Below are 25,371 nucleotides of genomic sequence, written 5' to 3' on the forward strand. Positions count from 1 at the left end.
ATTAAAATGCCCCATGAATCATAAAATTGTTATTTACCATGTATTTACCAGGTTGTTCGGAAATACGAATACCAATAATAAGCCTTGGGGCACTATTGAGGAGAATGGGGTAGGCAAGTTTGCTGATTTTAATAAAAAGGCACTAACGGAAATTAAGAATTTGGGTGTTACCCACATTTGGTATACCGGTGTACCGCATCATGCCGTAATAAATGATTATACTGAAATAGGAATATCAAATGATGATCCAGATGTAGTCAAGGGCAGGGCTGGTTCTCCTTATGCTGTTAAGGACTATTACAATGTTAACCCAGATTTGGCTAAAAATCCATCAAATAGATTAAAAGAGTTCAAATCACTTATTGAGCGTACACATAAGGCCGGCATGAAGGTGATTATAGATATTGTGCCTAATCATGTAGCTAGAAAGTATGAGGGGAAAACTAATCCAAAGGGTGTTTCTGATTTTGGTTTTGGAGATGATACATCCGTAGAGTATCAAAAGGACAATAACTTTTATTACATCCCGGGGACGGAATTTAAAACCCCACAATGGCAAGATGGTTATATTCCCTTAGGTGGTGATGCTCCAAATTTTTCCTATCCAAAATTAAAAGAGATTCCTGCAAAGTGGACCGGTAATGGTTCTCGTAGTCCGCAACCGGATATGAACGATTGGTATGAAACTGTACGCATCAATTATGGAGTAAGACCAGATGGCGGACTGGATTTTGATATGCTGCCAAACGATTATGGAGAAAAAGACCATAAAGAACATTTTGAGTATTGGAAGAAAAAAGTAGTACCGAGTTCTTGGAGAAAATTTAAGGATATTGCTTTGTATTGGTTAAATATGGGTGTTGACGGTTTTAGGTATGATATGGCAGAAATGGTCCCTGTTGAATTCTGGAGTTACTTGAATTCATCTATTAAAATGAAAAATCCCGATGCTTTTTTAATGGCAGAAGTCTATAATCCAGATTTGTATAGAACATATATTCATAAGGGAAAAATGGACTATCTATATGATAAAGTGGATTTTTATGATGGACTTAAACATATTATGAAAGGCTATGGTTGGTCTGATCACTTACCGGTTGTACAAAATGGTTTACGAGATATAGAGCATCATATGCTCCACTTTTTAGAAAACCATGATGAGCAGCGTATTGCTAGTCCAGAATTTGTTGGTAATGCAGAAATTGGGAGACCGGCAATGGTTGTTTCCGCTACCATAAGTACATCGCCCACTATGATTTATTTTGGGCAAGAAGTAGGTGAGCCGGCAGCAGAACATGCAGGTTTTGGTAGTCCGTCAAGAACTTCTATTTTTGATTATATAGGTGTGCCGCATCACCAAAGGTGGGTCAATGATAAAAAATTTGATGGCGGCCAATCTAGCCCCAAAGAAGCCGCTTTGCGAGATTTTTACAAACGTTTGTTGAACTTCACTATCAGTAGTGAGGCTTTAATGGGTGCGTACAGAGAGATTCATTTCTACAATAAAGAAATTACCGAAAACTATAATCACCGTGTATTGTCCTATGTCCGTTGGTCGGAAAATCAAAAATTAATAATAGTCTCAAATTTTGATGTAAACGACCATTTTTCGTTCGACTTAAAAATACCTGTAGATTTGGTGAATCTGTGGAAATTAAAAGAAGGAATTTATCCACTGCACGATGCTCTTTATGGTCATGTGAATTCTTTACGTATAGAAAATGGTGAAGGTCATATTTCAATTAACCTAAATCCTTTAGAATCCTTTATTTTTGAATTAAAATCATAAACCCATGCTTTATAGAATTATCCTGGCTTTTATTTGTTTAACCTTAGCATCATGTCATATGAAAAAAGAACCTTTAGTCATTGGTCATAGAGGAGCCATGGGCCACGAAACTGAAAATACCTTGCCATCCATTCAAAAGGCACTGGATCTTGGGGTTGATATGTTAGAGATCGATGTTTTTAAAATAAAAAGTGGGGAAGTAGTAGTTTTTCATGATGATAAGCTTGATCGAATTACTAATGCACCTGGCAACATTGAAGATTATTATATAGTAGATTTAATGCAGGTAATTGTTGATGGGGGGCATAAAATACCCATGCTGCAAGAGGTATTAAAACTCATTGATAATAAAGTGGCATTAAACATAGAGCTAAAAGGTGCTGGTACTGCAGACAGGGTAAATCATATTATGAAATATTACATTGAGCAGAAAAATTGGTCGCCCGATAATTTTATTATTTCCAGCTTTAATTGGGATGAGTTGAAGGATATGCGCAAATATAATTCTAATGTTGCCATTGCTGTATTAACGGAAGAAGACCCTTTAGAAGCAATACCAGTGGCAAAAGAGTTGAATGCAGTGGCCATTAATCCGTATTTCAAGAAATTAGATGAGGAAAAAGCCGAAGCAATACATGATGCCGGTTTTAAAATTTATACATGGACGGTAAATGAACCTGCAGATATTGAAGCAATGAAGAATGTAGGTGTAGATGGCATAATTACCAACTTTCCTGAACGAGTAAATTAATGCATGATGTTCTGGTCATTGGTGGCGGTGCAGCCGGTTTTTATGCAGCCATTCATATAGCTGAGAGTAGACCACAAACCAAAATTGCAATTTTAGAGCGAGGTAAGGAAGTACTCACAAAGGTAAAAGTCTCTGGTGGTGGGCGTTGTAATGTTACCCATGCTGAATTTAATCCTGTAGATCTAAGCAAAAACTATCCACGGGGCCAAAAAGAGTTATTGGGTCCTTTTCATACCTACGCAAGTGGAGATACTGTCGGATTTTTTGAGGAACGCGGCGTTGCCCTAAAAATTGAGGAAGATGGTAGAATGTTCCCGGTCACCAATTCCTCACAAACCATTATTGATTGTTTTCTTTCAGAGGCCGATAGATTAGGTATACAGGTAAAAACACTTTGTTCTGTAACCGGTATAGAGCAAATTAAAGAGGAGGAAGGGGTAATATGGAAGGTTGCCATTGGTGATGGTCATATGTATTGTAAAAAGCTCATTTTAGCTACTGGGAGCAATCCAAAAATGTGGAATTATGTACAAGCGTTAGGGCATAGTATTGTTCAGCCGGTTCCTTCGTTATTCACTTTTAATATTAAAGATGAGCGTATTTCGGATATCCCTGGTGTGGCTACACATACAGAGGTCAAAGTGATACCTAAAAAGAATATTAGCAAAAAGAAAGGAAAACTAAAACCAGATACTGCCGTTTTAACTTCAGAAGGACCTTTGTTAATAACACATTGGGGTATGAGCGGACCCGCTATTTTAAAATTATCCGCTTGGGGAGCAAGAATTTTAGAGCAGTACAATTATCAGTTTAAAATACAGGTAAATTGGGCTCCGGAGTATCATCATGATGGGTTATTGGAATTATTTCTTAAGGTAAAGCAGGTAGAAAAGAAAACCGTTCTAAGAACCAAGGTATTGGATATACCTAAGCGCCTGTGGGTTAATTTAGTGAAAGCCTCTAATATAGATGATACCTTAACATGGCCCGAAGTTTCAAAACAACAATTGTCAAATTTGGCGGAACAATTAACAGCGGGTATATTTCAAGTAAATGGAAAAAGCACTTTTAAAGAAGAATTTGTAACGGCAGGTGGTGTAGATTTAAAGGAAATCAACTTTAAGACTTACGAAAGTAAAATACTAACTAATCTTTATTTTGCTGGTGAAATTATAAATGTGGACGCTATTACTGGCGGATTCAATTTTCAGAATGCGTGGACCGGAGGTTATATTGCGGCCCAAGGTGTAGTTAACGATCTGAATACAAATATTGAATAATATGAACACCTATATTGCATTTTTAAGAGGTATTAATGTAAGTGGCAAGCATAAGATTCAAATGGTCGAGTTAAAAGAATTGCTCTCCAAGCAAAAATTGGAAGATGTTAAAACGTACATACAAAGTGGTAACGTGGTATTTAAAAGTGGATTGGAAAATTCCAAAGAATTAGAAAATCTGATATCTAAGGCAATTCTCAGCCATTTTAATTTTAACGTTCCTGTCATAGTGATGACCATTTCTAAATTAAAAGAAATATTAGATCGGAATCCGTTTAAAACAGATGATGAGAATTTGCTAAAGCAAAATTACTTTGTTCTGCTAAGTGAAATACCAAGCGTAGAAGCTGTAGATAAGTTAAGCAAAGAGACATTTAAAACTGAAGACTTTTTAGTCACCAATGGCTGTATGTATCTAAAATGTACAGCAGGTTATGGTAAAGCGAAATTGAATAATAATCTTGTTGAGCGTAAGTTGAAAGTTGAGGCAACTACTAGAAATTACAGGACAATGAGTAAGCTGTTAGAACTGTCCAATTAGTTCAATTCCCATATTTTAAAATTTAGGGCAGTAGCAAAGCATACCCATAAGAAATATGGGGTTAATAGATACGCCGCAAATTTACTGACTACCTTAAACCATTTTATAGTAAGTGCCAGAACAATTAATAGCGCTACAATGATCAATAGGGCCAATAAGGGCTGTTTAAGTCCAAAAAAAACAATGCTCCACAAACCGTTTAAGAGTAATTGAAACCCAAAATGATAAAGTCCGGTCTTAACCCATTTATGGTGAAAACCTTTTGCCCAGACCCAACCAGCAGAAATACCCATCATAATGTAGAGTACACTCCAAACGGGGGCAAAAATCCAATTAGGTGGATTAAAACTTGGCTTGTTCAGTGTTAAATACCAGCTATTTACAGAGCTCTGCGTAACTACACTACTCAAGAAACCTATAGTAGAACATATTACAATGCCGATAAATATGTAGGTAAGCTTTCTTTTCAATTGGCTGGTGTTTAGCTCTAAAATAAGGATTTATTTTAATTGATAGCCCTAAAAACTATATTTGCACAAATTGAAAATTCAATGTCAGAAAAAGATTTTATTCCATCATCATACATTACATTGAAAGAAGAAGGTATTGTTGGGTATACATCACCTAGCAATATTGCATTGGTTAAATATTGGGGAAAAAGGGAGAATCAAATACCTGCCAATCCGTCTATAAGTTTTACGCTGGCCGCTTGTATGACCAAAACCAGTGTAGAATACAAGAAAAAAATAAGAAAGGATAACGAATTCTCTTTTGATCTATTTTTTGAAGATCAGCCAAAAGAAGAGTTTAAACCAAAGATTAAAACATTCTTAAAAAGGATAGAAAAATATCTACCTTTCTTAAAAGAATATCATTTGGTCATAAAAACATCAAATACATTTCCGCATAGTAGTGGTATTGCTTCATCTGCCAGTGGAATGTCTGCTTTAGCTTTATGTTTTATGGAAATGGAAAGGACTTTTTCGGCACCAATTACTGATGATTTTTTCAACAATAAGGTATCCTTTATATCACGCTTAGGGTCTGGTAGTGCATGCCGAAGTATTGAAGGTCCTTTGGTGCAGTGGGGAGAAACCTCTTCGGTTGCAGGTAGTTCAAATTTGTTTGGGGTTAAATATCCCTACAAAGTACATGATATCTTCAATAATTTTCATGATACCATTTTGTTGGTAGACAAAGGGGAGAAACAAGTAAGTAGTACAGTTGGTCATGAGCTTATGCATGGTCATCCGTTTGCATCGCAAAGATTTGAACAAGCTCATGAGAATTTAGATAAGCTGCGTACAATATTGGCAGAGGGTAACTTAAATGATTTTATTGGTATAGTAGAAAGTGAGGCACTTACTTTGCATGCTATGATGATGACTAGTCATCCTTATTTTATTTTAATGAAACCAAATACGCTTTCTATTATAAATGAAATTTGGAAGTTTAGACAAACATCCAATACCCATGTTTGTTTTACATTAGATGCAGGGGCAAATGTACATGTGCTATACCCCGAAAATGAAAAAGATATCGTTTTTCCGTTTATTAAAGAGAAGTTAATTTCTTTTTGTCAAAATGGGCAGTATATTTGTGATCGAATTGGTCTGGGTGCTAAGAAGTTGTAAATGATTTGCACACTATTTGTATGCAACCTACGTTTGTAAAAAGAACGGTTTTACTACTTTGTTTAACCTTTTTGGGTAAAACGTTCAACTTTATGTGTTTCTTTGACTATATTTATATAAGTTCAATGCTTGCTTAGTTATTAAAAATGAAAGGACCTTTATTTTATTCAAAAATTCTTCTCTTCGGGGAGTATGGTATTATTAAAGATTCCAAAGGCTTATCCATTCCTTATAATTTTTATAAAGGGGCTTTAAAATCTGACGCAAGTGTTTCTAAAGAGGCAACAAAATCTAACAAGAGTTTAGAGGCTTTTGCCCTGTATTTGGAAAAGTTGACCATAGATGAGCCTAAATTGGTATCATTTGATTTGGATACTTTAAAGTCGGATGTTGCAGCGGGTATGTATTTTGATAGTTCAATACCACAGGGGTATGGCGTAGGTAGTAGTGGTGCTTTGGTTGCAGCAATCTATGATAAGTATGCTCAACATAAAATTACCGTTCTTGAAAATTTAACCAGAGAGAAATTGTTGAAACTAAAAACGATATTCGGTAAAATGGAGTCGTTTTTCCATGGTAAGTCCTCTGGCCTTGATCCTTTGAACAGTTATTTAAGTTTGCCCATTCTCATTAACTCTAAGGATAATATTGAATCAACAAGTATTCCATCACAGAATGCAGAAGGTAAAGGAGCTGTATTTTTATTGGATAGCGGTATTATTGGTGAGACCGCTCCTATGATTCAGATTTTCATGGAGCAAATGAAGAATGATGGGTTTAGAAGTATGTTGAAAAACCAATTTATAAAACATACGGATGCTTGTGTAGAAGACTTTGTAAATGGTAACATAAAATCCCTGTTCGGTAATTTAAAACAGCTATCGCACGTAGTATTGGATAATTTTAAGCCAATGATACCGGCAAAGTTCCATGATTTATGGAAAAAAGGTATAGACACCAATGACTATTACCTAAAATTGTGTGGTTCAGGTGGTGGTGGCTACATATTAGGGTTTACAGAAGATTTGGAAAAAGCTAAAACTGCGTTAAAAGATTATAAACTGGAAGTAGTTTATAATTTTTAGGTAATTTCCATAATGCTTAATAGAAAAAATAAACTCTTACTGTTAAAAGTATTGAGTCTGTTTTCAGTAGTTAGGGGATATAATATTTTAGTTATAGCTCTAGCGCAATATTTGGCATCCATTTATATACTTGCTCCTGAACTTCCGGTACGTAGAGTAGTATTGGATATTAATCTCTTTGTTATCGTATTGGCATCTGCTTTGGTTATTGCGGGTGGTTATATCATTAATAATTTTTATGATGCTGAAAAAGACCTCATAAATAAACCAAGAAAAAGTATGCTGGATCGTTTGGTAAGCCAACGGTTTAAGCTTACTACTTATTTTGTGTTGAATTTTATAGCGGTAATTGCGGCCAGTTATGTTTCATTTAAAGCTGTATTCTTTTTTTCCTCTTATATTTTTGGTATCTGGATCTACTCCCATAAGCTAAAAAGAATTCCGTTTTTAGGTAATTTTATTTCTGCCACATTAGCTATTACTCCTTTCTTTGTGGTGTTTATTTATTATAAGAACATACAGACGGTAATATTTGTGCATGCCCTATTTCTCTTTTTACTTATTCTTGCTCGAGAGATAATTAAGGATTTGGAAAATATCTCTGGTGACTTAGCACAGAATTATAGGACCATTCCTATTATTTATGGCGCAAGAACATCTAAACTAGTAATCTCATTTTTAATTCTTTTGACTTTAGTACCGTCGTTATTATTGATTTTTAGATTTGATGTAGGCCACATGAATATCTATTTTATATTATGCGTTCTTCTATTACTGTTGTTTATAGTCTTATTGTTTAGGGCCAAGGCACGTAAAGATTATGTTTGGTTGCATAATATTCTCAAATTGATCATAGTAATGGGGGTGTTCAGTATTCTTCTTATTGACATAGACTTAGTTTTAAATAGAATATTGTAGTTGTTGGTAATATGTTGCATATAACTATTTGAACCGCAATGCAATTTGCTACCTTTGTGCAAAATTGGTACAATTATGAGTAGGGATGATTCTAGTAGAGGTAAGAAACCGTCGGGTAGGCAAGGTGGTAATTTTAAAAAAAAGAGCTACGCCCGTGGTAATTCGCCCATTAAAAAAAATGTAACTCCAAGTAAGCCACAAGATCCTAATTCAATTCGATTAAATAAATACGTGGCCAATTCTGGTGTATGTTCTAGGAGAGATGCCGATATATACATTGCCGCCGGTAGTGTAACAGTAAATGGTAAGCCTGTAACCGAAATGGGTTACAAGGTAAAGTTAAGCGATGAGGTAAAATTCGATGGTCAATTATTGAATCCGGTCAAAAGAGAATACGTACTACTTAACAAGCCAAAAGACTTTGTTACCACCATTCGCGATGAAAGAGGTAAAAGACACGTTTCTGGATTAATATCAAGTGCTTCTAAGTCAAAATTACTTCCTGTAGATAAATTGGAAAAAGAACATACAGGTTTACTTTTGTTTACCAATGATGGTAATATGATCAAGACGTTAAAAAGCCCTATCAACGGTCTACGTAAAATATATCATTTAGTACTTGAGCAAGAATTACGAAGTGCCGATTTAAAGAAAATTCAAGAAGGGGTCGTTGTAGATGAAAAAGTAGTTCGTGTACAGGATATAAGTTTCATTGCAGATGCTCCCAAAAGGGAAGTTGGTATTGAAATTTATAGTTCTAGAAATAAAATTGTAGAGCGTTTGTTTGAAACCTTAGGATATAAAATCCAAAAATTGGATAGGGTAGTTTATGGTGGTCTTACCAAAAAAGATTTACCAAGAGGGCACTGGAGATATTTGACAGAACAAGAAATCATTAATTTCAAAATGATCAAATAGTACATGCTCCTTGTCTTAATAAAGGCTATAGGATATGAAATTATTTCAGTGTACCAATTGTAAGAGTACGGTTGTTTTTGAAAACAATACATGTTTAAACTGCGGTTTTAAACTGGGTTATTCATCATATTACAATAAAATTGTTTCTTTAGATCCAAGTGCCGCTACATGGCAGGTTAAGGAACTGGATGGAAAGACCTATGAATATTGTGAGAACTATAAGCACACGGTCTGTAACTGGTTGGTTGACGTTTCTAGAGGTCGCAAATTCTGTCTTGCCTGTACCCTGAACAGAACAATTCCGCATCTTTTAGATGATGATAATCTTAAAAAATGGAAACATATTGAGGTTGCCAAGCACAGATTGGTATATCAATTATTACGTTTTAGACTACCGGTAGTTAGCAAAACAATAGATGATGATAAAGGTTTTTGCTTTGATTTTTTGGAGAAAGATGAGCTTCTAGAAGAATCAAAAGGATTAAAAACGGGTCATGCAGATGGTGTAATTACCCTTATGATAGCGGAAGCGGACCCTGTTGTTCGCGAGCAGGTAAAACAGCAAATGGCAGAGCGGTATAGAACTTTGCTCGGTCATTTTAGACATGAGGTGGGACATTATTATTGGGATTTGCTAATTCGTGATAATCCGAAGGTATTAGCGGATTTTAGGAGCATTTTTGGTGATGAATCTCAATCGTATGCAGATGCATTGACCACCCATTATAATAATGGTCCAAAGGCAAATTGGCAACAAAGTTTTATAAGTAAATATGCATCATCCCACCCTTGGGAAGATTGGGCAGAAACGTGGTCCCATTACTTACACTTAACCGATGTATTGGAAACCGCATATAATTTCGGTCTCAAATCAAATCCTAAAATAATTGCTAAGAAAAGCCTGAAAATGAATGCGGCTTTTGATCCATATACCGTTACTGATTTTAGTAGAATAATGGAAACAGGTATTCCCCTTTTATTTACACTTAATAGTATGAACCGTTCTTTGGGAGAAGACGATCCCTATCCGTTTATAATCTCAAAACCTGTAGAGAAAAAATTGGAGTTCATTCATAAATTGTTAAAAGGTGTTTTATGAATTCATTAATTTTCTGAAAGAATAAGAGTTAGTATTTTATGCTATAGCATTATTGCATTAAAGGTTATACGGGTAAATTTATCTGAATTCATTTCAGTACGTATGGCACAGGTAGAAAAGATTAATAGACAGAATTCCAAATTTAAACTAACCCATCTCCCTAAGTTATTAGTGAGAACGTATCATGCTTGGATGGAAAAGGAGCCATTTCAGATTAGTGCTATTATAGCATATTATGCAATATTGTCATTGCCAGGTCTGCTTATTTTAATATTGGAATTAGTTGGTGGTATTTGGGGCAAGGAGATTGTTCAGGGAGAATTGTTCGCTGAAATTTCTTCTGCCATGGGACCAGAAACCGCACAATCTATTCAAGAGATGATCAAGGATCAAGGTAGTCAGCAAACTTCATTGATTGCTACCCTTTTAGGGATCGGTGTGTTAATTTATGGTGCTACGGGAGTATTTTATCAGCTACAAAATGCATTGAATGAAATTTGGGAGGCAAAACCTAAATACACAAATGAGTTTATTTCTACATTGTTTATGCGTTTAAAAGGTTTTGGTTTTATAATTATTATTGGCTTTTTATTATTGGTTAGTTTTGTATTGACTTCTCTATTATCGGCATTTTCAACGCAGCTCTCCAGACTTTTGCCAGATGGTATGTTAGAACTTGGATTCGTACTGGATCTAATATTATCACTTGGTTTTATTTATTTATTATTTGGGGCTATGTTCAAGTACTTGCCCAGTACTCATGTTCGTTGGAAAGCGGTTAAAGTAGGTGCCGCGCTTACTGCCGTATTATTTTTACTTGGTAAATATGCTTTGGCATTCTATTTTGGAAAAGCGGAACCCGGCTCTACCTATGGGGCGGCCGGGAGTATAATTTTGGTCATGCTTTGGGTGTCCTACTCTAGTTTAATAGTCACTTTTGGAGCACAGTTTACCAAGATTTATTCTGATAAGTATGTGAAAATTAATTAAGTTTTTTCATTTTGTCATGAATCTCTTTCAAGCATAAATTACCTAAACTTCCTTCATGTGTATGATGAATATCTCTTTTAGGTGTAAAAGTACCTGCGTTGATTTCCATACCCATTTTCTTGTAAGCATCTCTAAACGGCATACCGCTTTGTACCAACTCATTTAATGTATCTACACTAAACAAATAATCATATTTTGGGTCGTCTAGAATACTATCGTTCACTCTGATTTCCTTTAGGCTAAAAGTTAAAATCTCTAAACAAGCCTTCATATCTTGAATTGCCGGAACAATAATTTCTTTCACCAATTGCAAATCTCTGTGGTAACCACTAGGTAGATTATTGATGACCAATGTCAATTGATTAGGAATAGACTGTAGTTTGTTGCATTTGCCACGTACCAACTCAAACACATCGGGATTTTTCTTGTGTGGCATAATACTGGAACCCGTGGTAAGCTCATCTGGAAAAGAAATGAAATCGAAATTCTGACTCATATACAAGCAAATATCCATGGCCATTTTAGATAGGGTAGCTGCAATGTTGGCAATACCAAAAGCGGTAGCTTTTTCAGCTTTTCCTCTACTCATTTGTGCTGCAACCACATTATATTTCATGGTTTCAAAACCCATTTCTTTGGTGGTAAAACTACGGTCTATAGCAAATGAACTACCGTAACCGGCAGCACTTCCTAACGGATTTTGATCTGCAACTTTGTAGGCCGCTTCAATAAAATAAAGGTCATCTATTAAGCTTTCTGCATAGGCGGAAAACCATAGCCCAAAAGAAGATGGCATGGCAATCTGTAAGTGTGTGTAACCTGGTAGCATTACATCCTTATGCTCTTGTGCTTTTACCAAAAGAAGGTTGAAAAGCGATTTGGTCATCGCCTTTATTTCTGTCAATTCATCTTTTAGGTATAAATGCATGGCTACAAGAACTTGGTCGTTTCTAGAACGTGCAGTATGTATTTTTTTACCGGTATCTCCTAGACTTAGTGTCAGCATGTATTCAATTTTAGAATGCATGTCTTCAAAAGAATTTTCTATAGAAAATGTGCCTTTTTCTATTCGCGCGGCAATATTATCAAGTTCTTTTACAAGTTCAGCGGTTTCCTTGGGGGAAATCAATCCTATTTTACCCAGCATTTTCGCATGTGCCTTAGATGCAATAACGTCGTATTTTGCTAAGTGTAAATCCAATTCTCTATCGTTGCCAACTGTAAAGTGATCAATTTTTTTATCGGTGCTAAATCCTTTATCCCAGAGTTTCATATGTTGTCAGTTATCAATTATCAATTAAGCAATGAACAATGCTTATTGGTAATTGGTTATTGTTAATTGTTGATTGAAAGGAAGCCTTTTAATAATTTAATATATAAATCTATACCTTCTTCAATTTCATGTACATAGATGAATTCGTTGGCAGAGTGGGAGCGTGTGCTGTCCCCAGGTCCTAATTTTAACGATTGGCAACTTAACGCTGCTTGATCAGATAATGTAGGTGATCCATATGTAGTTCTGCCCAAGGCAATACCAGATTGCACCAACGGATGGTCTTTATCTATTTTAGATGAATTTAAACGCAAAGATCGCTCCTTTAATTCGCATGGCGCATCCTTCTTTAATAAATCTGCAATTTCTTTATTGCTATATGCATCGTTTACACGTACATCTACTACTAAATCTACTTGTGCCGGTACCACATTATGTTGTTTGCCAGCATTTATTTGGGTAACCGTCATTTTTACATCGCCCAAGGCTTCAGAAGATTTTTCGAAAGAATAATTCTTGAACCATTCCAGAACTTTAATGGAGTTGTAAATGGAATTATCATTGTTTGGATGTGCGGCGTGCGATGGAGTACCTTTAACAACAGCATCAAAAACCACCAATCCTTTTTCAGCAATAGCAAGTTGCATCAAAGTAGGTTCACCAACAATGGCTACATCTATATGTGGAAGTTTTGGCAATAAACCGCGCAAGCTATTTTCACCGGCATTCTCCTCTTCTGCAGAGGCGACCATTAAAATATTATGATTAAGGTCTTCTGCATTGTAATAGTTTACATAAGTAGCCAAAAGGGAAACCAACGGTCCGCCAGCATCATTACTACCAAGGCCAAACAACTTACCATCTTCAATGTGGGGCAAAAAAGGATCTTTGGTGTATGCCGTATTTGGTTTTACCGTATCGTGGTGCGAATTCAGTAATAATGTAGGTTTTGAGTCGTCCCAATATTTATTTTTAGCAATAATATTGTTGAGGTCTCTTTCCGTAGGTATGTCATATTTTGCCAGCCAAGCCTGTATTGCATCGGCTGTTTTATCTTCTTCTTTAGAAAAAGATTCTATTGATATGAGTTGCTTCAGTAATGCAATTGCACTTTCTGTAAGTTCTGTTTGGTTCATCTTAAAGTTTTATTGTCGTGAACAGTTCTGTGTTTTTATCTAACATGGTAACATCGCCCAGGCATACTTTAGCTACGTTGTGGTTTAGGGCATGAAAGCAATTATGAAGTTTTGGCAACATTCCGTCAGCAATGATACTATCGGATAAAAGTGATTTATAGGTATTGGTATTAATGTCTTTAACTACGCTGTTTTCATCGGCAATATCCATTAAAACCCCTTTTTTCTCAAAACAATAATACAACGTAGTTTCAAAGGTAAGTGCCATGCCTATTGCAATTTCAGAGGCAATCGTATCTGCATTGGTGTTCAATAACTGTCCGGCACCATCGTGCGATAAGGCACAGAAAATGGGTGTTAAATCTGCCGCTAAAAGCTTGGATAATAATGCAGCGTTTACACCATCAATATCGCCTACAAATCCGTAATCAATTTCTTTGACAGGACGTTTATGAGCCTGTATGCTATCACCGTCAGCACCGCTTAATCCAATTGCGTTGGTGTTTTTAGCTTGTAGTTGTGCAACAATTTTCTTGTTTGCCAAACCACCATACACCATGGTTATAATATCAACGGTTTCGGCATCGGTAATACGCCTGCCTTCTATCATTTTAGACTCAATACCAAGTTTGGTTGCTAATTGAGTGGCTAATTTTCCACCGCCATGAACCAAAATTTTTAAGCCTTCAAGTTTAGAAAAGGCAGTGAGAAAAACGTCTAGGGCGTTTTCGTCTTCTATGACATTACCACCAATTTTTACAACACTTAATTTATTTTTCATAATCTGCAAATTTGAACATGAGTACCATGGCGATTATTAGAATAATATTACTGACCGGACCCATATAGGCTTTCCAATGAGCGGTGCTATGGTCAATATCTACCATATTCATTACAAAAAGGATGAGGGCGAATAGCGCAATACCAATATAGATCCACTTATTAATTTTCATTGCTCTCCAGTATTTTCTTTAACACCAATTGTGCTGCGTAGGTTCTGTTATTTGCCTGTTCTATAACCAAAGACTGGTCACTATCCAAAACTTCATCGGCAACAACAACATTTCTACGTACAGGAAGACAGTGCATAAATTTTGCCTTGCCTAATTTCTTAAGTGTCATTTGCCAGTTTGGGTCCTGCGATTTTATTTGACCATAATCGGTATAGCTACTCCAGTTCTTTACATAAACAAAATCGGCATTTTCTAAAGCCTTCTCTTGGTTGTGCTCAATGGTACAATCTTTTGTGATGTTAGGGTCCAGTTCATAACCTTCAGGATGCGTAATCACAAAATCGGCATGTTGCTTTTGCATCATTTGTACAAATGAATTGGCAACGGCATGTGGTAGAGCCCTTGGGTGCGGCGCCCAAGAAAGAACAACCTTAGGGTTGTTTTTAAAATTGTGTTCCTCTAAAGTAATGGCATCGGTTAATGCTTGTAATGGGTGCCCCACAGAGCTTTCCATATTTACGATAGGTACCGTAGCATATGTTTTAAAACCGTTGAGCACCTCTTCCGCTTCATCTAGTTCCTTATCTACCAAACCGGCAAAGGCACGGATGGCAATGATATCGCAATACTGCGAAATTACTTGGGCGGCCTCTTTAATATGTTCAGAAGTTCCTTGGTCCATAATGGTACCATCGGCATATTCCAAAGCCCAACCTTCGCTACCAAAATTCATTACAATAACTTCCATACCCAAATTCATTGCTGCTTTTTGGGTACTTAAACGTGTACGAAGCGAGTTGTTAAAGAATAACAACCCAATAGTTTTGTCTTTACCTAATTCCTTAAATTTTTTAGGTTGTTTTTTAAGTGTTATGGCTTCTTTTACCCAGTTGGATAAAACGTCTATATCGTTTATTGAAAGGTAATTCATGATGATGTTATTTTTGTAAATGTGCTTTTATTTTCAATGGCATCAACAATAAAGTTATCGTTCAGCCCATTGGTGATCCAGGTTTCAATACCTGCTTTTTGTGCAATGGTGGCGGCATCAATTTTTGACTGCATACCACCGGTACCGTGGGTAGATTTGGATTCCCCTATTTCTTTGAGCAATTTGGTCAGGTCTGAAACGGCTTCTATTGTTTTTGGTGTGGAAGTCGTTAAAGAGGATTTTGTATAAATACCATCTGTATTTGTAGCAATGATAAGAATGTCAGCAGATAAAAGCGATGCGGTTAAACCGGCCAATTTATCATTATCACCAAATTTGATCTCATCAGTAGCAACGGTATCATTTTCATTAATGATAGGAATGAAGTTGTTGGCAACAAGAACATTAATGGTGTTTTTAATATTCGCTCTAGTTTGCTCATTTTCAAAATCGGAATAGGATAACAAACATTGTGATGTAAAGAGCCCAAGCTCCCTAAAATTTTCTTGAAAAATGCGCATTAGATGAGGCTGACCAATAGATGCCAATGCCTGCTTTACATTAATTTCTTCTCCATTATGTTCCAGCTTAACAAACTGCCTTGCTGCGGCAATGGCACCGGAACTCACAATAATAAATTCGAACTTATCTTTTAGAGCGGCAATTTGCCGACCAATATCCTCAATTTTTCCTCGGGAAATATGATCAGTGTCTTTGGTTAAGGTATTGGAACCTAATTTCAATAAAATTCTCTTTTTCAACATGCTTCTTTGCTTTTAGTCTTAACTATTAGCCCTTTTTCAGGTTTCTATTGCGCTCAACCCGACACTCTTATTATTTATTTTACGAACAACGAACAACGAACAACGAACAACGAACAACCAATCACAATCACCTACCTTACCTGTCCATTTCCTTTTACGTACCACTTATTGGTTACTAGATGCTGTAAACCTATAGGGCCGCGTTGATGTAATTTATCCGTACTAATGGCTAGTTCTCCTCCAAGTCCAAACTGCCCGCCATCCGTAAAGCGGGTAGATGCATTATGGTATACCGCAGCGGTATCCACAGATTGCATGAAAACATCTGCTTCCTCTTCATTTTTAGTGATGATAGAAGCGGAGTGGCCGCCTCCATAGGTATTGATGAGCTGTACGGCTTCATCTACATCTGGCACTTGCCCTAGTACAATTTTATAATCCAAAAACTCTTCAAACCAAACAGATTCATTTTCCATTTGAGAGGTGCCATCTAATCCGGCTAATTTGGCATCGGTCAAAATTTCAACATTGTGTTTTTTAAGGGTCTTGACCAAATGACTTAAAAATTCTGCCTTGCGTGGTAAATCTCTTGAAATGATAACTTTGTCAACGGCATTGCAAGCGGAAATTTTTGTGGTCTTTGCATTGACGATAACATCCAGTGCCATTTGCAAATCTGCCTCGTGCGAAACATATACAAAGTTATTTCCTCTACCGCTTACTATTACCGGGCACTGTGCATGTTGCTTAACAAAAGCGATCAGTTTTTCGCCACCTCTAGGTACAATTAAGTCTAGTTTTTGTGTTGGTTTTTCTAAAAACTGCTGAGTTTCTGTTCTGGAATAATTTAGGTAGGTTACCCAGTCCGTAGCACAATCGCAAGACTCCAAAGCTTTGTGCCATAGGTTTACTAGAACCAAATTGGAGTTTAAAGACTCTTTGCCCCCCTTTAGCAATATTTTATTACCTGATTTAAATGCGATGCCCGCAGCTTCAATGGTAACATCTGGCCTAGATTCATAAATAATCATGATCGTACCGAAAGGTGCGGTTTTGTTGCTGATCTCTAAACCATTTTCATGGGTAAATTGAAAACGTTCTACATGCAAAGGGTCTGGCAAGGCAGCTAATTTTTTCAAGGAAGAAATCATTTCTGTCACCTTGGTCTTGTTTACCTTTAAGCGATCAACCATTGCAATATCGCCTGATTCAAAAGAATTTAAATCTTTTTCATTGGCAGATATTAGAATTGATTCTTCTTGCTGCACCAATTCGGCCATACGCTTAAGTACGGCATTCCTTTTAGATATGCTTAGGGTTGTCTTCATGATAGGGCTTTTTTAAGAGCTGTAAAAAACACGTCTAAATCTTGTTTTGTAATATTCAGGGCAGGTAAAATTCTTAGCACTGTTTTATCTTTTGCGCCACCTGTAAAAAGAAAATGTTCGTGAATTAATTTTTTACGGAGATCGGCAACCTGAAAATCAAATTCAAGGCCTAACATTAAGCCTTTTCCTTTTACCCGTTTTACCTGCGGAATTTCTTTTGCCTTTTCGTTGAAATATTCGCCTAATGCTTTAGCATTGTGAATTAGGTTTTCTTTTTCAATTACTTCTAAAACCGCCATGGTGGCTGCGCAAGCCAAATGATTGCCACCAAAAGTGGTGCCCAACATTCCGTATTTTGCCTTTATACTTTCGTGAATAAGAATACCACCTACCGGAAAACCGTTGCCCATTCCCTTAGCAATACTAATGATGTCCGGTTGAATGTTATGATGTTGAAATGCAAAGAATTTTCCGCTTCTGCCAAATCCGCTTTGTACTTCATCTGCAATTAACAATGCATCATTCTCTTTACATAACAAAGCAACTTTTTGTAAGAATTCGGTCGTAGGTTCATCTAAACCACCAACGCCTTGAATAGATTCAATGATAACGGCACAAACATTCTTTGATATTTCCCTTTCAAAACCCTTACTATCGTTTAGGTCAAGAAAAACAACTTCATGTTGCAGGTTAATTTCAGCATTAATAGATGGATTATCCGTTGTTGCTACCGCAGCAGAAGTACGTCCATGAAAACCGTTGTTAAAGGCAATTACCTTTGATTTTCCGGTTACAAAAGAAGCCATTTTCAATGCGTTTTCATTTGCCTCTGCGCCAGAGTTGCACATGAATAGATTGTAATCTTCACAATTGGATGCTTCACCTAATTTGTTGGCCAAATCTACCTGTAAAGGGTTTTGTACCGCATTGCTATAAAACCCAATATTATCCAATTGGTCTTTTAAACGCTTTACATAATGTGGGTGCGTATGGCCAATGGAAATAACGGCATGCCCGCCGTAGAAATCCAAATAATCCTGTCCTTGGTCATCAGTTACTACAATGCCTTTTGCGGAAACCGGGGTTACATTATATAAAGGGTAAACGTCAAATAATTTCATAGTTGAAAAGTTTCAAGTTCAAAATAATGAATGGGTTGGGTAGCTTGTTTACTTGTTTTTGAATTCGGTAATCTTGTCGTAAGAGGAAATAATTCCGCGTATCAATGATGAGCTTAAACCTTGGTGTTCCATTTCATTTAAACCTGTTATGGTACAACCCATAGGCGTGGTAACACGGTCAATTTCTTCTTCAGGATGATTGCCGGATTCTATTAAAAGGCTTGCGGCACCGTTACACGTATGCATGGCAAGTTCTTGAGCCTCTTTGGCATCAAAACCAAGTTGTATGGCTCCTTGGGTAGTGGCACGTATTAAGCGCATCCAAAAAGCTACACCACTTGCACAGATTACGGTTGCAGCCTGCATTTGACCTTCGGGGATTTCCATAGAATGTCCCATTCTATTAAAAATGGCTTTTGCCAATTCAACCCTTTTTTTGCCTTTTTCGTTGCTACAGATACAGGTCATGGATTTACCCACGGATATAGCCGTATTGGGCATACTTCTTATGATAAAGTTGTCTTCACCAATTACCGCTTCTATTTTTTCGATGCTAAATCCGGTAATAGTTGAGATGATTACATGCTTATCCGTCAATAGATCTTTTATACTTTCTAGAATGGCGGCAAAATGAATAGGCTGGACGGCAAAAATTAAAATATCTGAATTTTCAACGGCTATTCTATTGTCATTTGTAACGGTAACCTTATCATATTTCTCAAATTCTGCTATAGCTGTGGTATCCCTTTTGGTAAGGTACATACTGGTAGCACCATTACTGTTCAATATGCCTTTAGCAATAGAAAGTCCTAAATTACCTGTACCTATAATGGCTGTTTTCATGTTTGGTGTAGTATTAAGTAAAAGGTGCTAAGTAAAAAGTATGAAGTAAACCGTAAATTTCATATCACTACTTAAAATTAGTCCCCATTAATTTTATTTCAATCTTATGTTTTTCAATAGTCCATCAAATCATTTAGAAGACCCCGGCTTTTAAATTAAGTCCTAGGTTTTCTTCCAAACCGAAAATTAAGTTCATGTTCTGCACTGCTTGCCCAGACGCACCTTTTAATAAGTTATCTATGGCAGAGGTGATCAACAACACATCTTCATGTTTATGTAAGTGGATGTGACATTGATTTGTATTTACCACTTGTTTTAAATTGATGGGCTCATCTGATATTTGGGTGAACACCGCATCATTATAAAATTCCTGAAAGATTTTTTTAGCATCCTCTAAACTACCCTCAAATTTGGTATAGGAAGTTGCCAAAATACCACGGGTAAAATTCCCTCTATTTGGCATAAAATACAGATTGCCAGTATCTTTTTGAAATGAATGTAAGCTCTCGTTGATTTCCCCTAAATGCTGATGCGTAAAAGGTTTGTACCAGCTAACGTTATTATTTCTCCATGAAAAGTGAGAAGTTGCAGACGGACTAACACCCGCACCTGTACTACCGGTTACAGCATTTATATGTACTTCATTGTCCAACAACCCCGCTTTTGCCAAGGGTAGCAATGCCAATTGGATAGCAGTTGCAAAACAACCAGGATTAGCTATATATTTTGCATTTTCAATTTCAGATTTGAATAATTCTGGTAAACCATACACAAACTCCTTACCATTGAAATTGGCATCGGTGTGCAATCTAAAATCATTGCTCAGATCTATAATAACGGTATCTTTTGAAAAATGATGCTCGTTTAAAAATGCGGTAGAATTACCATGGCCTAAACATAGAAAAACAACGTTTACATCTAGATTTACATTACCCGTAAACGCTATATCGGTAACTCCCAATAGATCTGGATGAGCCGTTGTCACCTTTTTTCCTGCTCTAGTAGTACTGAATACAAAATCGATTTCAGTTGCTGGGTGATTTAATAGAATACGAACAAGCTCCCCACCCGTATAACCAGAACCGCCAATAATACCTGCTTTAATCATAATTTTATTTTGTGTAAAGAGTATCAAGTAATAAGTATTAAGTACGAAGTACTTGAACAACACTTTTAATTTTACTTAATACTTTGTACTCATTACTTAATACTATTTTTCCTAACTCCAAATAACTATTTATCCCCATTAACATGGTTATATATTTTTCCTGAATTCGATAGAATCTTAATGAATCCTTTAGCATCATCTGCGGTCCAGCCTTTATTTACTTCGCCATATTTACCAAAAGCATCGGTCATTAAATCATGTTCGGAAGAAATACCGTGTAATCTAAACTGAAAAGGGTACAAGCCTACAAAAACATCACCAGAAACTGTTTTTTGAGTATCGGTCAAAAATGTTTCAATATTTCTCATTACGGCATCTAGATAATTACCTTCATGCAATAACATACCATAGAAATTGCCTTGTTGTTCCTTTTGATATTGTTGCCACTTTGTAAGTGTATGTTTCTCTAATAAGTGGTGTGCTTTTATGATAATTAAAGAAGCAGGAGCCTCAAACCCAACTCTGCCTTTGGTACCTATAATAGTATCGCCAACGTGAATATCCCTTCCAATGGCATATTTAGATGCCAAAGCCTCTAGTTTTTCAATATTTGCAACTGGGTTGTCTTTTGCACCATCAATAGCAACCAATTCGCCATTTTCAAAAGTAAGTTTTACCTCTGTAGGGTTCTTTTCCTGTAATTGGCTTGGGTAGGCGTTATCTGGTAAGGGCTTTTCTGAAGTTAATGTCTCTTCGCCACCAACAGAAGTACCCCAAAGTCCTCTATTAATAGAGTATTTTGCTTTTTCCCAAGGATAATCTACACCGTTTTCTTTTAAGTATGCGATCTCTTCTTCCCTAGCTAATTTGTTATCTCTAATAGGCGTGATGATTTCAATTTCTGGGGCAATGATCTGGAAAATCATATCAAAACGTACTTGGTCGTTACCCGCGCCTGTGCTACCGTGGGCAATATAACCAGCGCCTATCTTTTTAGCGTAGTTTACAATTTCAATCGCCTGTACAATTCTTTCTGCACTTACGGAAAGTGGGTAGGTATTGTTTTTAAGTACATTACCAAAAATAAGATACTTTACTACTTTATCATAAAAGGTCTGTACGGCATCTATAGAGGTATAAGAAGAAGCGCCCAGTTCAATAGCTTTCTTCTCAATTTCCTTTATTTCCTCAATAGAGAAACCTCCTGTGTTCACGCTTACTGCATGAACTTCAAATCCTTTGTCTTTTGATAAATGCTTGGCGCAATAAGAAGTATCCAATCCGCCGCTGTATGCTAGTACTAATTTTTTCATTGTATGATGTTCAATTCCGGCAAGCCGGATAATTATTTATTTTGGTTCTATAGGTTTTGAGTTGAGAGGTTAGAAGAAATAAATAGGACTTTGATCCTTAAATCTGTAATTGGTAAAAGTCATTTTAAGCTCCATAACTTCTATTCTCTTATTTCTTTTTCAGAAACAAACTCTCTTTTATACTTTTTAATCTTGTAAATGCCTTACCGTTCATTTCTTTAGTGTTCTCAGTTTTTTTCTTTGTGGTAGGGTCATATAACATACCGGTACAGAGACACATTTTTTGTTCAGTTCTCGTAAGGATGTCAAAATTTTTACAAGTTTGGCAGCCTTTCCAAAACTCAGGGTCATCTGTAAGTTCGGAAAATGTAACAGGTTTATAGCCTAGTTCGTAGTTGATTTTCATCACTGCTAAACCTGTGGTGATTCCAAATATTTTGGCATCGGGAAATTTCTCCCTGCTTAATTCAAAGATTTTGGCTTTAATACTTTTAGCTAGACCTTGCCCTCTATAATCTGGGTGTACTATAAGTCCGGAATTTGCTACAAATTTCTCGTGTCCCCATACTTCTATATAGCAGAAACCCGCAAATTTATCTCCGTCCAATGCAAGTATGGCATTACCGTTAGAAAGTTTTCTTTGAATATACTCTGGGGTTCGTTTTGCTATGCCGGTACCGCGTACTTTGGCAGATTCAGCTATGGTATCGCAGATATCCTGAGCGTATTTAAAATGTGATTCGTTAGCAACAATTAAGTTCATTGCCAGTTAGATTTAAAAGTGTAAAAAATAAATTTGATTTGTTGTGCGGAAATGGACTCACCTAATTCCATAAATATATCTTACCCTTACGGGCGACGACGGCGAGATGTGAACGGGCGCGCTAGAGCCACTGGGCTCACGGTGCTATATAAAAAGTAGTTTATTTCGTTCATTACGGGGTAAATGTACAAATTATATTTATTTGACATCCCGCATGACATAATTTTTACAAAAAGTTTACTTTTTGTTACGATGTGCAACAATTTCATAAGTCAAATAGGCAAATACTGAAATATATTCAATGCCTAAAAGCCAAAGGCTTTCTTTGAAATCTGCTTGGGAATATGCATAATAACTAAGTACTACGGCGGCAGACCAAATAATGGCATATCTATATGTAGTAAAAATAGATAGTAGCACTAAAAATATAATATACCAAGGGTGTATTGTGGTAGATATGAAATAATAAATGGTCAAAACCCACATCATTGACCAAAGTACCCTGTTTAAGTCGTATTTCTTGGGAAAAAATGTAAATAACCCTACAGTAATAACAGTTATTAGTGGGGTGATTTTACCGTATTCTTTAATGAACTCCCAAGGTTTTGCGTCAAAATGAACGGCTGTTTTTTTGGCAAGGTTATAGAGGCTCGAGTTAAATTCAAAATTAGAGAACCAAAGTTTAAGGGTTCTACTATAGTTGTCTATAAATTCTGGCGTGTTAAAAGGCAGAAAAAGAGCTATGGACGTTATGCCGATAATGCTATAGAAAACAATGCTTTTTTTCCAACCCAAATATTTTAGAAAAATAGGAAGGAATAAAAGAGGTACTAATTTTATGGAGATGGAGCAGGCAATAACCATTGCGGCGGTTTTCCATTTATCAATTGACAATAAAAACATCGATAGAATAAAGAAAAATAACATGACCCCTTCAAAATGAAGATTTCCGGTGAGTTCAACTATTACAAGCGGATTAATGAAATACCAGAATATTAGATGCGGAGATCGATTAAGGTTTTTTAATAACCTTCTGCCAAAATAGAAAATACCTATATCTGCCAGAATAATAATTGAACGCATAGCGAATAATGATCCTAAAAGACTCTTGCCGCCAAGAATAGTGGCCAAGGCAAAAATAAGTTGATTTAAAGGGGGGTAATTACTGTAGTGCCTTGCGCTTAAACTACCCATACCGTCGTACAGCTCTTTGGCATTCGGTATTATTGATACTATGTTTTGTATTAACTCATCTGGAGTGTTTAGATAGGGGTTATTGCCATTGGCTACTAAATGTCCGTCCCAAATGAATCTATAAAAATCTTGTGAAAGATTAGGTTCTGCAAATAAAAATACCAGTCTAAAAATGATGCCTATGCCCAGTAAAAACCTAAAGTTGTGTTTTTCAAATTGTATCAGCTTAAAACAGAAAAAGAATAGGGCAACAAATAGGGTAAGCAGTTTTATGAAATCTGTTCTAGGTAAATGATAGGCAAACGTATAGTAGAATACAAAACTTAATACCGCTAAGGTGAGGGAAACTTTATGGAGTTTCAAAAAGTTTTTAAAGCTAGTTGGCATTAGGGGTTTTCAATTTAGTAACAGGTCAATTTAATGGTTTTTTATTGATTTTTAATTTAATGGACCATCAATTTTCCTAAAAGCTCTTTCATCATTTTAGCAGCCAAATATGCGGTCATATCATTAAAATCTCGATCAGGATTGTATTCCACAATATCGGCACCCACAATTTGGGCGTCTATACCCTGAATTAAATCTATAACTTGACGAGAAGAGAGTCCGCCCGGTTCATGATGAGAAACCCCTGGTGCAAAGGCAGGGTCAAAACCATCCATATCTAAAGAAATGTACAAGGGATTTTTAAAATTGGGTATGGCGTTCAAATCTAGGTTACGCATTTCATGAACGTCAACATCGAACTTTTTTGCTTGTGAAGCTTGATGTGGATTTAAGGTACGTATACCCACTTGAACTAACTTTACGGCATAGCCGTTTTCCATAATTCTGGCAAAAGGACAAGCGTGAGAGTAAGGATCGCCTTCATAGTCATGGTATAGATCTGCATGGGCATCAATATGTAGAATGTCAAGTTTTGGATAATGGTCATGAAACGCCTTAATAATCGGGAAAGTTATGGAGTGGTCGCCACCCAAGGTCAGTAACTTTTCACCATTTTCAATATTCTTTTGGGTAATAGTGGCGATATCAAAATAGTCTTCAATATTGAAATCACCATTATCCGTTATTAGGTCATTTTCTATTGTTGTTCCAAGCTCCGTACATAAGTTCATAGAATCACTGTACAGTGCTTTTCTGATTAGGACAGGTGCTTTTGCAGGACCTCTTTGAAAAGATGATTTTGCATCCCAATTAATGCCTTGAATATTAATTTTATTCATAATACTTTAAGTTGATGGGTTCATACATAGTATTTGGATTTTCAGATTTCTCTGGTATTTGCTGTATAGCATCCCAATGTTCGCATATTTTTCCATTTGTATCAAACCTGAAAAAATCCATTGTAACATATTGATCATTTCCTGGCCATACTTGGTGCGTGTGTAATGCAACCAAATCTCCTTCTGCAATGCAACGTACAAATTCAATAGATTTTTCAGGGTATTCTTTTTGCATGCGTTCAAAATAATCTATAAAACCTTGCGTACCATTGGCAACTGCGGGATTATGCTGAATGTATTCTTTACCAACATACATTTCTATGGCCAGTTTTGGGTTTCCTAAATATGCCGTTCTGTAAAAAGCGATGGCGTTCCTTTTGTTTGTTTCTAAATTCATCATGATATCTTGTAGT

General features: G+C 36.3%; 26 protein-coding genes. 10 read left to right on the plus strand and 16 right to left on the minus strand.

All coding sequences use genetic code 11. The features are described from left to right. Nucleotides 1–13: 13 nt before the first annotated feature. Genes I600_RS13190 through I600_RS13205 form a run of 4 tightly spaced genes read left to right on the plus strand, consistent with a single transcriptional unit; the run spans nucleotide 14 to nucleotide 4,361 of the window. Nucleotides 14–1,789 (plus strand): alpha-amylase family protein, encoded by a 1,776-nt coding sequence (locus I600_RS13190; RefSeq protein WP_058104997.1) that lies wholly within the window; start codon nucleotides 14–16, stop codon nucleotides 1,787–1,789. Nucleotides 1,790–1,847: 58 nt separating this feature from the next. Then, on the plus strand, nucleotides 1,848–2,540 hold the full coding sequence (locus I600_RS13195; protein WP_082642966.1) for a glycerophosphodiester phosphodiesterase: 693 nt from the start codon (nucleotides 1,848–1,850) through the stop codon (nucleotides 2,538–2,540). Beyond that, on the plus strand, nucleotides 2,540–3,820 hold the full coding sequence (locus tag I600_RS13200) for a BaiN/RdsA family NAD(P)/FAD-dependent oxidoreductase (RefSeq protein ID WP_058104999.1): 1,281 nt from the start codon (nucleotides 2,540–2,542) through the stop codon (nucleotides 3,818–3,820). Before I600_RS13195 ends, I600_RS13200 begins: the two co-directional genes overlap by 1 nt. 1 nt (nucleotide 3,821) lies before the next feature. Next, nucleotides 3,822–4,361 carry a DUF1697 domain-containing protein gene (locus tag I600_RS13205; protein WP_058105000.1) on the plus strand — a complete coding sequence of 180 codons (540 nt, stop codon included), beginning with the start codon at nucleotides 3,822–3,824 and terminating at the stop codon, nucleotides 4,359–4,361. Here I600_RS13205 and I600_RS13210 read toward each other — a convergent pair. Next, nucleotides 4,358–4,831 (minus strand): TspO/MBR family protein, encoded by a 474-nt coding sequence (locus tag I600_RS13210; RefSeq protein ID WP_058105001.1) that lies wholly within the window; start codon nucleotides 4,829–4,831, stop codon nucleotides 4,358–4,360. The genes I600_RS13205 and I600_RS13210 overlap by 4 nt on opposite strands. Before the next feature lie 81 nt (nucleotides 4,832–4,912). Here I600_RS13210 and I600_RS13215 point away from each other — a divergent pair, with 81 nt between their 5' ends. The 6 genes from I600_RS13215 (at nucleotide 4,913) to I600_RS13240 (ending at nucleotide 11,005) form a co-directional block, all read left to right on the plus strand. Next, on the plus strand, nucleotides 4,913–5,995 hold the full coding sequence (locus I600_RS13215) for a diphosphomevalonate/mevalonate 3,5-bisphosphate decarboxylase family protein (protein ID WP_058105002.1): 1,083 nt from the start codon (nucleotides 4,913–4,915) through the stop codon (nucleotides 5,993–5,995). A 146-nt stretch (nucleotides 5,996–6,141) separates the two neighbouring features. Continuing rightward, nucleotides 6,142–7,080, plus strand: a complete 939-nt coding sequence (locus I600_RS13220) for a mevalonate kinase family protein (RefSeq protein WP_058105003.1) — start codon at nucleotides 6,142–6,144, stop codon at nucleotides 7,078–7,080. A 12-nt stretch (nucleotides 7,081–7,092) separates the two neighbouring features. Beyond that, complete coding sequence (locus I600_RS13225; protein WP_058105004.1) at nucleotides 7,093–7,998, plus strand: geranylgeranylglycerol-phosphate geranylgeranyltransferase; 906 nt, start codon at nucleotides 7,093–7,095, stop codon at nucleotides 7,996–7,998. Between the two features lie 75 nt (nucleotides 7,999–8,073). After that, a complete protein-coding gene (locus tag I600_RS13230) occupies nucleotides 8,074–8,916 on the plus strand; it encodes a pseudouridine synthase (RefSeq protein ID WP_058105005.1) in 843 nt (280 codons plus the stop codon). Nucleotides 8,917–8,950: 34 nt separating this feature from the next. Further along, a complete protein-coding gene (locus tag I600_RS13235; RefSeq protein WP_058105006.1) occupies nucleotides 8,951–10,015 on the plus strand; it encodes a zinc-binding metallopeptidase family protein in 1,065 nt (354 codons plus the stop codon). Nucleotides 10,016–10,117: 102 nt separating this feature from the next. Beyond that, nucleotides 10,118–11,005 (plus strand): YihY/virulence factor BrkB family protein, encoded by an 888-nt coding sequence (locus I600_RS13240; RefSeq protein ID WP_058105007.1) that lies wholly within the window; start codon nucleotides 10,118–10,120, stop codon nucleotides 11,003–11,005. Here I600_RS13240 and argH read toward each other — a convergent pair. From argH to I600_RS13315, 15 genes are all read right to left on the minus strand, one after another. Then, a complete protein-coding gene (gene argH, locus I600_RS13245) occupies nucleotides 10,998–12,278 on the minus strand; it encodes an argininosuccinate lyase (protein WP_058105008.1) in 1,281 nt (426 codons plus the stop codon). The two genes, I600_RS13240 and argH, sit on opposite strands and share 8 nt — an antisense overlap. A 62-nt stretch (nucleotides 12,279–12,340) precedes the next feature. Continuing rightward, entirely contained in the window at nucleotides 12,341–13,414 is a 1,074-nt protein-coding gene (locus I600_RS13250; protein WP_058105009.1) for a M20 family metallo-hydrolase, read from the minus strand. A 1-nt stretch (nucleotide 13,415) separates the two neighbouring features. Further along, nucleotides 13,416–14,195, minus strand: a complete 780-nt coding sequence (gene argB, locus I600_RS13255) for an acetylglutamate kinase (RefSeq protein WP_058105010.1) — start codon at nucleotides 14,193–14,195, stop codon at nucleotides 13,416–13,418. After that, a complete protein-coding gene (locus I600_RS13260; RefSeq protein ID WP_058105011.1) occupies nucleotides 14,185–14,367 on the minus strand; it encodes a hypothetical protein in 183 nt (60 codons plus the stop codon). Before I600_RS13260 ends, argB begins: the two co-directional genes overlap by 11 nt. After that, nucleotides 14,357–15,298: a Rossmann-fold NAD(P)-binding domain-containing protein gene (locus I600_RS13265; RefSeq protein WP_058105012.1), complete on the minus strand. Its 942-nt coding sequence runs from the start codon at nucleotides 15,296–15,298 to the stop codon at nucleotides 14,357–14,359. Before I600_RS13265 ends, I600_RS13260 begins: the two co-directional genes overlap by 11 nt. Then, entirely contained in the window at nucleotides 15,295–16,062 is a 768-nt protein-coding gene (proB, locus tag I600_RS13270) for a glutamate 5-kinase (RefSeq protein ID WP_058105013.1), read from the minus strand. The genes I600_RS13265 and proB overlap by 4 nt, the downstream gene beginning before the upstream one ends. Nucleotides 16,063–16,193: 131 nt before the next feature. After that, a complete protein-coding gene (locus tag I600_RS13275; RefSeq protein WP_058105014.1) occupies nucleotides 16,194–17,390 on the minus strand; it encodes a glutamate-5-semialdehyde dehydrogenase in 1,197 nt (398 codons plus the stop codon). Further along, nucleotides 17,387–18,511 (minus strand): aspartate aminotransferase family protein, encoded by a 1,125-nt coding sequence (locus tag I600_RS13280; RefSeq protein ID WP_058105015.1) that lies wholly within the window; start codon nucleotides 18,509–18,511, stop codon nucleotides 17,387–17,389. Before I600_RS13280 ends, I600_RS13275 begins: the two co-directional genes overlap by 4 nt. A 48-nt stretch (nucleotides 18,512–18,559) precedes the next feature. Further along, a complete protein-coding gene (gene proC / locus I600_RS13285) occupies nucleotides 18,560–19,354 on the minus strand; it encodes a pyrroline-5-carboxylate reductase (protein WP_058105016.1) in 795 nt (264 codons plus the stop codon). A gap of 133 nt (nucleotides 19,355–19,487) precedes the next feature. Further along, entirely contained in the window at nucleotides 19,488–20,462 is a 975-nt protein-coding gene (gene argC / locus I600_RS13290) for an N-acetyl-gamma-glutamyl-phosphate reductase (protein ID WP_058105017.1), read from the minus strand. Nucleotides 20,463–20,587: 125 nt separating this feature from the next. Beyond that, nucleotides 20,588–21,775 carry an argininosuccinate synthase gene (locus tag I600_RS13295; protein WP_058105018.1) on the minus strand — a complete coding sequence of 396 codons (1,188 nt, stop codon included), beginning with the start codon at nucleotides 21,773–21,775 and terminating at the stop codon, nucleotides 20,588–20,590. A 148-nt stretch (nucleotides 21,776–21,923) separates the two neighbouring features. Further along, nucleotides 21,924–22,538 carry a GNAT family N-acetyltransferase gene (locus I600_RS13300; RefSeq protein ID WP_058105019.1) on the minus strand — a complete coding sequence of 205 codons (615 nt, stop codon included), beginning with the start codon at nucleotides 22,536–22,538 and terminating at the stop codon, nucleotides 21,924–21,926. A gap of 237 nt (nucleotides 22,539–22,775) precedes the next feature. Further along, a complete protein-coding gene (locus I600_RS13305; protein ID WP_317038735.1) occupies nucleotides 22,776–24,095 on the minus strand; it encodes a mannosyltransferase in 1,320 nt (439 codons plus the stop codon). An 80-nt stretch (nucleotides 24,096–24,175) separates the two neighbouring features. Continuing rightward, on the minus strand, nucleotides 24,176–24,958 hold the full coding sequence (gene speB / locus I600_RS13310; protein WP_058105021.1) for an agmatinase: 783 nt from the start codon (nucleotides 24,956–24,958) through the stop codon (nucleotides 24,176–24,178). After that, a complete protein-coding gene (locus I600_RS13315) occupies nucleotides 24,951–25,355 on the minus strand; it encodes a nuclear transport factor 2 family protein (RefSeq protein ID WP_058105136.1) in 405 nt (134 codons plus the stop codon). The genes speB and I600_RS13315 overlap by 8 nt, the downstream gene beginning before the upstream one ends. Between the last annotated feature and the right edge of the window lie 16 nt (nucleotides 25,356–25,371).

Origin of the sequence: Maribacter dokdonensis DSW-8, from assembly GCF_001447995.1 — a bacterium.
GTDB classification, from domain to species: domain Bacteria; phylum Bacteroidota; class Bacteroidia; order Flavobacteriales; family Flavobacteriaceae; genus Maribacter; species Maribacter dokdonensis.